The sequence below is a fragment of the Alkalicoccus luteus genome (genome assembly GCF_012034335.1).
GTDB classification, from domain to species: domain Bacteria; phylum Bacillota; class Bacilli; order Bacillales; family Salisediminibacteriaceae; genus Alkalicoccus; species Alkalicoccus luteus_A.
In genome coordinates, this window is the sequence record NZ_JAATHJ010000048.1 from 1 (window position 1) to 12519 (window position 12519).

The window sequence follows — 12519 nt, forward strand, 5'->3', positions numbered from 1 at the left end:
ACGTGCCGGACCTTCAGGTATTCCTTGAAGAGGTGATCACCTCGGCCGGCGAGCAGGGCATTGAGGAGCTCGTGATTGAACAGGCGGATGAGCCGAGCGGCTGGGTAAACGTCATGATCGCGATCATCCCGTTCGTTATCATCTTCATTCTCTTCTTCTTCCTTCTGAGCCAGGCTCAGGGCGGCGGAGGAAAAGTGATGAACTTCGGCAAGAGTAAAGCGAAGCTCGTCAGCGAAGATAAGAAAAAAGCCCGCTTTAAAGATGTGGCAGGCGCAGATGAAGAAAAGCAGGAGCTTGAAGAAGTAGTTGACTTCCTGAAGGATCCCCGCAAATTCGCGGAGATCGGCGCACGTATTCCAAAAGGGGTGCTGCTCGTAGGTCCTCCTGGTACTGGTAAAACGCTGATTGCCCGTGCAGTAGCCGGGGAAGCAGGCGTACCGTTCTTCTCCATCAGCGGTTCGGACTTTGTGGAAATGTTCGTCGGGGTCGGTGCATCCCGCGTACGCGACCTGTTCGAAAACGCGAAGAAAAACTCACCGTGTATCATCTTTATTGATGAGATTGACGCAGTCGGACGACGCCGCGGCGCCGGTCTAGGCGGCGGACACGATGAGCGGGAGCAGACGCTTAACCAGCTGCTTGTTGAAATGGACGGCTTTGGTGTCAATGAAGGAATCATCCTTATTGCCGCAACAAACCGTGCTGATATTCTGGACCCTGCACTTCTTCGTCCAGGCCGTTTCGACCGTCAGATTACGGTCGGCCGTCCGGATGTTAAAGGCCGGGAAGCGGTGCTTCAGGTTCACGCGAAGAACAAGCCGCTTGACGACACAGTCGATCTGAAGGCGATCGCCCAGCGCACGCCTGGCTTCTCAGGAGCGGACCTGGAGAACCTGCTGAACGAAGCAGCACTTGTTGCTGCCCGTTCGGATCTCAAAAAGATAGACATGGCTTCCATTGATGAAGCGATTGACCGTACGATCGCAGGACCGTCGAAGAAGAGCCGCGTTATCTCTGAAAAGGAACGCAATATCGTTGCTCACCACGAAGCCGGTCATACCGTCGTCGGGGTGAAGCTCGAGAATGCCGATATCGTGCACAAGGTAACGATTGTACCTCGTGGACAGGCAGGCGGCTATGCAATGATGCTTCCGAAAGAAGACCGCTACTTCATGACGAAGCCGGAGCTGATTGACAAGATCATCGGCCTCCTCGGCGGACGGGTTGCAGAGGAAATCATGTTTAATGAAGTGAGCACGGGCGCTCACAATGACTTCCAGCGTGCTACCGGCATTGCCCGCAAGATGGTCATGGAATACGGCATGAGTGAAAAGCTCGGGCCGATGCAGTTCGGCAGCTCGCAGGGTGAAGTATTCCTGGGACGCGACATCAACAATGAACAGAACTACAGTGATGCGATTGCACACGAGATCGACATGGAAGTACAGGCGATTCTCAAAGGTGCCTATGCACGCTGTAAGCAGATTCTGACGGAAAATAAGCACAGCCTGGAGCTTGTGGCAGAGACGCTGCTCGAGTATGAAACGCTCGATGCGCAGCAGATCGAATCCCTCGTAAACGAAGGCAAGCTTCCGGAAGGACATCATGCTACGAACCGTAACGGCGAAGAGACAGAAGAAGCCGGAACGGACGAAGCGGAAACACCTTCTGCGGATACGAAGGAAACCGAGCATCAGGAACAGACGGACGAACCATCTGAAGATGATCGCCGTAAAGAAGATTAGTATGAGCGGGGAGGGCTTCCCGTGCCTGATGGGCACGGAAGCGCTCCTCTTTTTTGCACGGGAAGGGGCAGATCGATGAATATTGTGGCGGATGCAGGGAATACGGTTATTACTGTCGGTATATTCGAACAAGAGGATTTGCTCGCCAGCTGGGAGTGGAAAACGGACCGCGGACGGACGGCTGATGAATATGGCGTCATGCTTCATCAGATGATGAGCTTTTACAGCATTCCGTCTGATGAGATCGAAGGGGCGCTTATCTGCTCCGTGGTTCCGGATATGGACAGCCTTTTGCAGCAGATGCTGGAGCAGTACGTGCAGGTCCCGGTTCATTTCGTCGGTCCAGGTGTAAAAACAGGTCTGAACATTTTGTATGAGAATCCGCGGGAGGTCGGTGCTGACCGCATTACAAACGCCGTAGCAGGCAAAGCGCTTTACGGAGCCCCGCTGATTATTGTAGACTTCGGTACAGCCGTAACATTCTGCTACCTGGATGAGGAAGGCCGCTACCTCGGCGGCGCGATTATGCCGGGCCTCGATCTGGCAATGGAGGCGCTGGCAGAAAAAGCATCGCGGCTGCCGAAGGTGAGGGCCGAAGCAAGTCCCCGCGTCATCGGACGAAGCACCGCAGAGGCACTTCAATCCGGCTACCGTTACGGCGGACTCGGAGCAGTGGAAGGCATCATCAGCCGCATCCGCCGGGAATCCGGCACGAATGCAGCCGTGGTGGCAGCCGGTCCTCCGGCAGACTGGGCGGCGGCCGAGAGCAGGCTGATCGATCAGGCTGACCCGCTCTTAACGCTCAAAGGCCTGCAGTTTATTTATGAAAAAAACAGCGGCTTATTCCGCTAAGGAGGAACCAGAAACATGAACAAGGATTATCTCGTAAAGGCACTCGCCTATGACGATAAAGTACGAATTTATGCTATGCGGTCAACCGACATGGTAAAGGAAGCAGCGCGGCGTCACAAAACGTGGCGCACTGTAACAGCTGCACTTGGACGTGCGATTACAGCAGGGACGATGATGGGAGCGATGCTCAAAGGGGATGAAAAGCTGACGATTAAAATCGAAGGCAGCGGTCCTGCAAGTCCGATCATCATCGATGCAACAGCTGCAGGTACGGCGCGCGGCTATGTGTCAAACAGCTTTGTTGATCCGGAGCGGCACAGCAGCGGCAAGCTGAATGTAGCAGGTGCGGTCGGAACTGAAGGCAACCTTTCTGTCGTGAAGGATCTCGGCATGCGTGACCATTTCACCGGCAGCGTTCCGCTCGTATCCGGAGAGCTCGGCGAAGACTTCACATACTATTTCGCAACGTCTGAGCAGACCCCGTCCTCTGTCGGACTCGGTGTCGTCATCGGCTCCGAAGATGTCGTAGAAGGTGCAGGCGGATTTATTCTGCAGATCATGCCGGGTGCGACAGACGAGATTCTCGATGAAGTAGAAGCAAGGCTGCAGACACTCCCCCCGGTATCGACGATGATTAAGCGCGGCGACACGCCGGAGCAGATCGTAGAACAGCTGACAGGCGGAAGCTACCGCATCCTGGAAACGCAGGATACGCGTTTTGAGTGCACGTGCTCCAAGGAGCGGATTTCAACGGCGCTGCACAGCATTGACGAGAATGAATTGAAGGCGATGATCCATGAAGACGAAGGTGCAGAAACGACGTGCCATTTCTGTAACGAGCAGTATCTCTTCTCCAAGGAGGAGCTGGAGGACATTTTGTTTGCCCGCCAGGAAAAATAAACTTCAGTTGCTTTTCCAGAAATCGTCTGCTAAACTAACTGTGTAAACCTATTAAATTAGTCAGGATTAAAAAGGAGGCAGTACCATGGTGAAAGTCGTAAACAATATTACGGAGCTGATTGGAGATACACCACTTGTAAAACTGCAGCGCATGACCGGGGAACAGGACGCAGATGTCTATTTGAAGCTGGAGTTTATGAATCCAGGCAGCAGTGTGAAAGACCGTATTGCGATTTCCATGCTGAACGCCGCAGAGGAGCAGGGAAACCTGAAGCCTGGCGATACGATCATTGAACCGACAAGCGGAAACACCGGCATCGGTCTTGCAATGGTAGCCGCAGCTAAAGGCTATAAAAGCGTGCTCGTCATGCCGGATACGATGAGCATGGAGCGGCGTAATCTACTGCGTGCGTATGGAGCTGACCTCGTTTTAACACCTGGTGCAAAAGGAATGAAGGGTGCCATTGCCAAAGCAATCGAGCTGCAGAAAGAGCACGGCTACTTTATGCCGCAGCAGTTTGAGAACGAAGCGAATCCGAAAATCCACCGGGAAACGACGGGCAAAGAGCTGCTTGAGCAGGTTGGCGATCAGCTGGACGCGTTTATTTCCGGAATCGGAACCGGCGGAACGATCACCGGTGCCGGCGAAGTGCTGAAAGAAAAATTTCCGGATCTGAACATCATCGCCCTGGAGCCTGAAGATTCACCGGTGCTTTCCGGAGGCGGACCGGGTCCGCATAAAATTCAGGGAATCGGAGCCGGCTTCGTACCGGACATTCTGAATACAGATATTTTTGACGAAGTGATGCAGGTATCGACCGATCAGGCCTATGAATATGCCCGCCGCGCTGCGCGCGAAGAAGGCATTCTCGGCGGCGTATCATCAGGAGCTGCTATTTATGCAGCGCTGGAGACGGCTAAAAAGCTCGGTAAAGGGAAAAAGGTCGTCGCTGTCATTCCAAGTAACGGTGAGCGTTACTTGAGCACGCCTCTTTATCAGTTTGAAGAGCAGGAAACAACAAGCAATTAAATGCGTGCTACACGCACCAAAAAGCTGCGCCGGGATTTTTTCCGGTCGCAGCTTTTTTATCATCGATTAAGGGCGTATCGTTGTCGGAAAAGCGTTTTGCGGCTCGCTATCCGACAACGGCATTCTCTCTATAGGGAAGAGCAGGAAGATCGCAGCAGAACGAAACAGGCTCCTTATTCATCCGTAAGCTGCCGAAATGGAAGGACACCGCTGACGAGGTGAAGCTCCAGCGTATCTGCGGCTCCTGAAAACGAACGTCCGCAGGTACAGTACGCGTATGTGCAGTCAGGACGCTTCATGCTTTTGAGTCTCAGCTGCATCAATAGGCAATGATTGCAGGATAGAAGGCTCACCCGTATAATGATGGGAGAAAATGAAACGGCCCTGCAGCGGCCGGAGGTGACGCAATGATACAATTTATGGATGTTCAGGGCCGTTCGGTTCCAACCGCGGCAGACCGCGAGCCCTGGTTTGAAACGTATAAAAAACTGAGCCGCAGGAGCACGAATCATCTGCTGCTTGAAAGCGGACGAGGCGGAAGGTTCTCGTTTATGGGACTGAACCCGGTCTCGATTCTTCAAGGCAAAAACGGCAGGCTGACTGTAACTGAAGGCGGAGAGGAAACGGTGCTGAACGGACCGATTCTGGAAAGCCTCCGCAGCTGGCTCCGGAGCTATACAGCACCAAAACGCCGTGATCTTCCTGATTTTCAAGGGGGAATTGCCGGGCAGTTCAGCTATGATTTGATCCGGGAGATCGAATCGCTCCCGAACGAGGCGGCGGATGATCTGGCGACAGACGATGTGCTGCTGCTCGCTTTTCAGGAGCTGTACGTCATTGATCATCAAGAGGAAAAGCGCTGGTGCATCGCCGTCGGTGCCGCAGAGGAGCTTGATCAGAAGCTCACGCAGATGGAAGCAGAGTGGCAGAAGGCAGCGTCTGAGCGGTTTGACGGCTGGCGCGACGCAGCGCCTGCATCTGATGACGTACATCGTTCCATGGACGAAGCCCGCTTTGCCGAAGCTGTGACAAAAACGAAAGATTACATTGCAGCTGGTGATGTGTTTCAGGTCAATTTATCGGTCCGTGAAACAAGAAAGCAGACAACGGAGCCGCTTCATATATACGAGCATCTGCGCAGCATGAATCCGTCGCCCTACATGGGTTTTTTGCAGACAGAAGAGCTTACGTACGTCAGTGCCTCGCCGGAGCTGCTTGTAAAAATAAAGGACGATGAAGTGAGCACGAGGCCGATTGCCGGAACCCGCTCGCGCGGACGGGATGATGCAGAGGACCGCCGGCTTGCTGAGACGCTGCTTGCCAACGAAAAAGAACGTGCAGAGCATATTATGCTCGTCGATCTGGAGCGGAACGACCTCGGCCGCGTCAGTGAATACGGCACAGTGGAAGTAAATGAGCTGATGGTGATTGAAAAATACTCCCACGTACAGCACATTGTCTCGAACGTGCGGGGTACGAAACGTGCAGACTGCGATGCGCTGGACGTCATCGCGGCCACCTTTCCGGGAGGCACGATCACCGGTGCTCCGAAAATACGGACGATGGAGATCATTGAAGAGCTGGAGCCGGTCCGTCGCGGCGCCTATACCGGTGCCATGGGCTGGATCGGCTGGAACGGAGACATGGAGCTTAACATTACGATCCGCACGATGATTGTGAAAGACGGTCAGCTGCACGTGCAGGCCGGAGCCGGAATTGTCATCGATTCCGAGCCGCGGGCTGAATACAGGGAGTCACTGAAAAAAGCGGCCGCCCTATGGCGGGCGCTGGAAATGAGCGAAGCAGAGGCAGAAGAGCAGAGGAGGATTTCAAAATGATTTTAATGATTGATAACTATGATTCCTTTACCTATAACCTGGTTCAGTATCTCGGTGAAATGGGACAGGAGCTTGTCGTCAGACGCAACGATCAGGTTACAATGGAGGACATTCGCGAGCTGAATCCGGATTATCTGATGATTTCACCGGGACCATGTTCACCGGATGAAGCCGGTGTTTCCATGGAGGCGATCCGCACGTTTGCAGGACAGATCCCGATTTTCGGCGTCTGCCTCGGTCATCAGGCGATGGCCCAGGTGTTTGGAGGAGACGTTGTGCGGGCAGAGCGGCTCATGCACGGAAAAACGTCCGAGGTCTATCATGACGGAAAAAGCGTGTTTCAGGGACTTCCGGATCCATTCGTTGCCACTCGCTATCATTCACTGATTGTAAAGCGCGAAACGCTGCCGGACTGCTTTGACATAACGGCAGAAACCGCCGAAAAGGAAATTATGGGTATCCGTCATAAGGAGCTCCCGGTAGAAGGGGTTCAGTTCCATCCGGAATCCATTATGACTGATACAGGTAAAATCATGCTCCGCAACTTTCTTGATACGTACAAGGAGTTTGAACCGGCATGTACCTCTACGTAAACGGAACGATTCAGGACGATAAAGAGATCCGCATTTCCCCGTATGAGCACGGGTTTCTCTACGGGGCGGGTCTCTTTGAGACGTTTCGGACGTATGAAGGGCGCCCTTTTCTGCTGACCGATCACGTCCATCGCCTGCAGGAGGGCGCTGCGGAGCTGGAGCTCGAGCTTCCTGAAACGCTGGAGCGAGACATCCGGGGGGCGATTCCGCAGCTGCTGGAACGAAACGGGCTGACAGACGGCTATTTCCGGCTGAATGTGTCAGCGGGGGCTGAGGGAGTCGGACTGCCTCAGGAACCGTACCGCTGTCCGCTCGTCATCCTGTACGTCAAACCGCTTCCGGAGTCATTTGCAGAAGAGAAGGAAGCTGTTACGCTGCAGCTGCGGCGCAGCAGTCCAGAAGGCGAAATTCGCCGTAAATCGCATCATTACTGGAATAATATTCTCGCAAAACGGGAAGTGGGTAAGCACGCTGCGGAAGGGATATTTCTGGACGCAGCCGGTGCTGTATCAGAAAGTATTACGTCCAACCTTTTTTTCACGGATGGTCATACGCTTTATACACCTGATCCGTCTACCGGCTGCCTGCCGGGAGTGACGGCAGGATTTATCGGACATGCTGCCCGCGCACTTGGCATGCGAGTGGAGCAGGGAAGATACCCGCTTCAGCAGGCGCTCCGTGCCGAAGAAGCTTTTTTAACGAATTCCATTCAGGAAATCGTGCCGCTCAAGCGCTGGGACGATACGATTTTTCCCGGAAAGCGCGGACCGGTGGCACGCAGCCTGCAGCGTGTGTACGAGCAGGCAGCAGAGAAGACGAAACAGCAGGAAGAACAGGGTGATAAAGGATGAAGCAGATAAAGTGGAAAACGCATGAACTGAACTTTGCGGATAAAACGTACGTCATGGGCATTTTAAACGCGACGCCGGATTCTTTTTCGGACGGGGGGCGCTACGAAACCGTAGAGCGGGCTGTTCGTCACGCCCGCGAAATGACGGCAGACGGAGCCGATATTATTGATGTCGGAGGCGAATCGACCCGTCCTGGCGCTGTGAAGATAGCGCAGGAAGAAGAAATCAGCCGGGTCGTCCCGGTTATTGAAGCGATCACTCAGACGGTCGATGCACCAATCTCGATAGATACGTATAAGGCAGCTACAGCAGAAGCTGCGCTTGAAGCGGGTGCGTCGATCATCAATGACGTCTGGGGTGCAAAAGCAGATCCTGCCATGGCGGAAACAGCAGCTGCAGCAGATGTGCCAATCGTACTGATGCATAACCGTCCGGAGCCGGTGTATATCAACCTGATTGCTGATATGAAGCGGGATTTATCCGAATCGATTGAGCGCTGCCTTCGTGCCGGCGTAAAAGAGAACCGGATTATTCTTGATCCGGGAATCGGTTTTGCCAAAAGCTACGAAGACAACCTGCTCGTGATGCGACGCCTTAGTGAATTCAATGAGCTTGGCTATCCGCTGCTGCTTGGCACGTCCCGAAAATCACTCATCGCTAAAACCCTCGATCTGCCTGTTGAAGAGCGAATGGAAGGGACCGGTGCTACAGTCTGCCGCGGGATTGATCAGGGCTGCAGCATCGTTCGTGTCCACGACGTGAAAGAAATCAGCCGTATGACACGGATGATGGATGCAATGCTAGGAAAAGGACGGCACCCACTTACGACTATTGGAGGCGTATAAGGATGGATAAGGTCTATGTAGAGGGAATGCGATTTTACGGCTACCACGGAGCGTTTAAAGAAGAGAACGAGCTCGGCCAGCGCTTTTACTGCGACATTATCATGGAACTGGACGCGGAAAAGCCGGGAACAACCGATGATCTCGATGACACAGTGAACTATGCACTTGTCTACGAATCTGCTAAAGAAGTACTCGAAGGAGAACCGGTAAAGCTCGTGGAAACGTTGACGCGCAAGGTCGCCTCGCTTATATTAGGCCGCTTTGACATCGTCCATGCCGTGACGGTGAAGGTGACAAAGCCGGACCCGCCGATTCCGGGACACTACGATTCTGTGGCCGTTGAGATTCGACGCGAGCGGGGATTTGACGGAACGTGAAGGCCTACATCAGCCTCGGTGCGAACATAGGCGACCGCTTCAGCCAGCTGGAAGACGCTGTCCGTATGCTCCAAAGTCTGGGGGATACGGATGTAACGAACCACTCCTCTTACTATGAAACAAAGCCCGTCGGCGTGACAGACCAGCCTGATTTTCTAAATGCGGTGGTGGAGATTGAAACGAATCTCGCCCCGCTTGACCTGCTGGAGCAGACGCAGGCGATTGAACAGGAGCTGGGACGCATCCGCACGAAAAAGTGGGGACCGCGGACAATAGACCTTGACATTTTACTCTATGAAGACGAAAATATAGAGTTGGAATCGCTGATTATCCCGCACCCGCGCATGCTCGAGCGAGGATTCGTCATGCTTCCGCTTGCAGAGGTTGCACCGGAGCTGCAGCTGGAGGACGGACGTACTGCTGCAGAAGCAGCCCGTGCCTTTGCCGGGGACAGCGGTATTGTCAAAGCTGAAAAGTCGCGTTGAATGAGGGACACCGGAGTGCTTCTCCGGTTTGACATAGAAGAGGTGGAGAATATGCTGAAAATCGGCGATATTGAAATGAATAACCCTGTCGTGCTTGCGCCTATGGCAGGCGTGTGCAATCCGGCATTCCGTTTAATCGCCAAAGAATTCGGAACAGGGCTCGTCTGTGCAGAGATGGTCAGTGACAAAGCGATCCTCCGTGAAAATAAGCGGTCTCTGAAAATGCTTTACGTAGACGAGCGTGAAAAGCCGCTCAGCCTGCAGATTTTCGGCGGTACGAAAGAAACACTTACAGAGGCCGTCAAAGTCGTAGATAAGCAGACAAACGCAGACATCATCGACATCAACATGGGCTGTCCGGTCCCTAAGATTACGTCCTGTGATGCAGGTGCCAAATGGCTTCTGAATCCGGATAAAATTTATGACATGGTGCAGGCTGCTGTGAACGCAGCAGATAAGCCGGTCACCGTAAAAATGAGAACGGGTTGGGACGACGACCACGTCTATGCTGTGGAAAACGCAAAGGCTGTTGAGGCGGCAGGCGGTAAAGCAGTGGCGATACATGGACGTACCCGCTATCAGATGTATGAAGGAAAAGCAGACTGGGACATCATTAAGCAGGTAAAAGAGTCGGTCAATATCCCGGTTATCGGCAACGGGGATATTGAAACGCCGGAAGATGCCAGGCGGATGATGGAGTTTTCAGGAGTAGAAGGCGTGATGATCGGCCGCGCTGCGCTTGGGAACCCGTGGATGCTGTATCGTACCGTCCGCTATCTGGAATCAGGTGAAAACGTACCGGAGCCGACCCCGCATGAAAAGATGGAAGTCTGCATTTTGCATATGGACCGCCTGATTGATTTAAAAGGCGAAGCAGTTGCCGTCCGAGAGATGCGCAAACATGCTTCCTGGTACATTAAAGGCTTAAAAGGATCAGCAACCCTCCGTAATGAAATTAATCAGATGACGACACGCGACGGCATGGCCGACGTGTTGCTCACCATCGGCGGTAAGCTTGAAGAAAAGCGGCCTCGTGCAGCAGGACGCTGAGCCCGCCGCTTTCTGTTTTTTATCATTATTGACAACTGCCGGTAGATGCTGTCGGCAGTTTTCTATGTATCCACTACTACTTAACTATTCAGGAGTTGATGAACGTGAGTCAGGAATTTGAAGGTTCCGATCAAATGCAGGTCCGCCGCGAGAAGCTGGAGCAGATGCAGCAGAGCGGCATGGATCCTTTCGGCAGTAAATATGAACGAACGCACGATGCGTCCGCCATTTTAGAGCAGTACGAAGAAATGACGAAAGAAGCGCTGGCAGAAGAAGAGGTGCCTGTCTCGATTGCCGGCCGGATGATGACAAAGCGCGGCAAAGGAAAAGCCGGTTTTGCCCATATTCAAGACTTAAGTGGCCAGATTCAGATATACGTACGAAAAGACAGCGTCGGCGAGGACCAGTATGAACAGTTTACCAAATCAGACATCGGTGACATGTTCGGTGTTCAGGGCGTTATCTTCAAAACGAAAGTAGGGGAGCTTTCTGTAAAAGCAGAAGAGCTTACGTTTCTCTCAAAATCCCTGCGTCCGCTGCCGGATAAGTATCACGGGCTTAAAGACGTGGAACAGCGCTACCGCCAGCGTTACCTCGATCTGATTGTAAACCCGGAGGTGCGCGACACATTCGTAACCCGCAGCCGGATTCTGCAGTCCATGCGCCGCTATCTCGATGACCGGGGGTACCTCGAGGTGGAAACACCGATGATGCACTCGATTCCGGGCGGTGCCACGGCACGTCCGTTTGTCACACATCACAATGCGCTCGATATGACGCTCTATATGCGCATCGCAATTGAACTTCACTTGAAGCGGCTGATTGTCGGCGGCATGGAAAAGGTGTATGAAATTGGGCGTGTCTTCCGTAATGAAGGGATTTCCACCCGCCACAATCCGGAATTTACGATGATCGAGCTGTATGAAGCTTATGCGGATTATGAAGACATAATGAACCTGACAGAAGAACTTGTCGCACACATTTCCCGCGAGGTGCTCGGCAGCACAAAAGTTGTGTATGATGAAACAGAGATAGATCTGGAGCCCCGCTGGAAGCGGGTGCACATGGTCGATGCTGTAAAGGAGCATACTGGAGTGAACTTCTGGCAGGAGATGAGCGATGAGGAAGCGAGGGCTCTTGCAAAGGAGCACGGGGTACCCGTGAAAGATACAATGAAGTTCGGTCACGTCGTGAATGAATTCTTCGAACACTTTATTGAAGAAAAATTGATCCAGCCGACGTTTGTCTACGGACATCCGCTTGATATCTCTCCGCTTGCGAAAAAGAACGCAGACGACCCGCGCTTTACAGACCGGTTCGAGCTGTTTATCGTCGGACGTGAGCACGCCAACGCCTTTACCGAGCTGAACGACCCGATCGATCAGCGCAGCCGCTTTGAAGCGCAGCTGGAAGAGCGGGAGCAGGGGGACGATGAAGCGCACATGATGGACGAAGACTTCGTCGAGTCGCTCGAATACGGCATGCCTCCAACAGGAGGGCTCGGCATCGGGATCGACCGCCTGGTTATGCTGCTGACAAATTCCCAGTCGATCCGTGACGTGCTGCTATTTCCGCAGATGCGTCCGCAGGATGATCACGAGTAATAGAAGAGGTGGCTTTAGAGGCTGTGACGGCAGCCTCTTTCACACCATCTGTCAGTGTGAACAAACACCTTTTAAAAAAGTAGTATCTTTTTTGCAATTATCTCTTGTCAGACGGAAAAGAATCGTGATATATTATTATTCGTCGCTGCAGGACAGCGCAGCCGCAACGAACAGCTGAAAACTTCTTAATAAAAAGTTGTTGACGCAAAATGTTCAGCGTGCTATATTAATAAAGTCGCCAAAACGAGCGGCGTCAAGCAACACGGCCCTTTGAAAACTAAACAAAAGACGAGAAGAAGGAAAGAGAATGAATCATTCTCTGTCAATTTTTGAAATACAGGAATCTTTA

Annotated in this window: 12 protein-coding genes; all 12 read left to right on the top strand. The window is 53.0% G+C overall.

All coding sequences use genetic code 11. The features are described from left to right. The coding region (gene ftsH, locus HCN83_RS17440) for an ATP-dependent zinc metalloprotease FtsH (RefSeq protein ID WP_168009640.1) at window positions 1-1745 on the top strand (1745 nt) is incomplete at its 5' end. Between the two features lie 75 nt (window positions 1746-1820). Beyond that, window positions 1821-2597, top strand: a complete 777-nt coding sequence (locus tag HCN83_RS17445) for a type III pantothenate kinase (RefSeq protein WP_168009641.1) — start codon at window positions 1821-1823, stop codon at window positions 2595-2597. 15 nt (window positions 2598-2612) lie between these two features. Continuing rightward, complete coding sequence (gene hslO / locus HCN83_RS17450; RefSeq protein ID WP_168009642.1) at window positions 2613-3497, top strand: Hsp33 family molecular chaperone HslO; 885 nt, start codon at window positions 2613-2615, stop codon at window positions 3495-3497. 85 nt (window positions 3498-3582) lie between these two features. Next, window positions 3583-4527 (top strand): cysteine synthase A, encoded by a 945-nt coding sequence (gene cysK, locus HCN83_RS17455; protein ID WP_168009643.1) that lies wholly within the window; start codon window positions 3583-3585, stop codon window positions 4525-4527. Window positions 4528-4934: 407 nt separating this feature from the next. After that, window positions 4935-6365 carry an aminodeoxychorismate synthase, component I gene (gene pabB / locus HCN83_RS17460; RefSeq protein ID WP_281351787.1) on the top strand — a complete coding sequence of 477 codons (1431 nt, stop codon included), beginning with the start codon at window positions 4935-4937 and terminating at the stop codon, window positions 6363-6365. After that, window positions 6362-6958, top strand: a complete 597-nt coding sequence (gene pabA / locus HCN83_RS17465; protein WP_168009644.1) for an aminodeoxychorismate/anthranilate synthase component II — start codon at window positions 6362-6364, stop codon at window positions 6956-6958. Before pabB ends, pabA begins: the two co-directional genes overlap by 4 nt. Further along, window positions 6943-7809 (top strand): aminodeoxychorismate lyase, encoded by an 867-nt coding sequence (gene pabC / locus HCN83_RS17470; protein ID WP_168009645.1) that lies wholly within the window; start codon window positions 6943-6945, stop codon window positions 7807-7809. Before pabA ends, pabC begins: the two co-directional genes overlap by 16 nt. Then, window positions 7806-8654 carry a dihydropteroate synthase gene (gene folP / locus HCN83_RS17475; RefSeq protein WP_168009647.1) on the top strand — a complete coding sequence of 283 codons (849 nt, stop codon included), beginning with the start codon at window positions 7806-7808 and terminating at the stop codon, window positions 8652-8654. Before pabC ends, folP begins: the two co-directional genes overlap by 4 nt. Window positions 8655-8656: 2 nt before the next feature. After that, on the top strand, window positions 8657-9031 hold the full coding sequence (folB, locus tag HCN83_RS17480; protein WP_168009649.1) for a dihydroneopterin aldolase: 375 nt from the start codon (window positions 8657-8659) through the stop codon (window positions 9029-9031). Continuing rightward, window positions 9028-9516, top strand: coding sequence for a 2-amino-4-hydroxy-6-hydroxymethyldihydropteridine diphosphokinase (folK, locus tag HCN83_RS17485; RefSeq protein WP_168009651.1), 489 nt, complete (start codon window positions 9028-9030; stop codon window positions 9514-9516). Before folB ends, folK begins: the two co-directional genes overlap by 4 nt. A 51-nt stretch (window positions 9517-9567) precedes the next feature. Further along, window positions 9568-10566 (top strand): tRNA dihydrouridine synthase DusB, encoded by a 999-nt coding sequence (dusB, locus tag HCN83_RS17490; RefSeq protein WP_168009653.1) that lies wholly within the window; start codon window positions 9568-9570, stop codon window positions 10564-10566. A gap of 98 nt (window positions 10567-10664) precedes the next feature. After that, on the top strand, window positions 10665-12170 hold the full coding sequence (gene lysS / locus HCN83_RS17495) for a lysine--tRNA ligase (protein ID WP_168009655.1): 1506 nt from the start codon (window positions 10665-10667) through the stop codon (window positions 12168-12170). The last annotated feature ends 349 nt before the right edge of the window (window positions 12171-12519 follow it).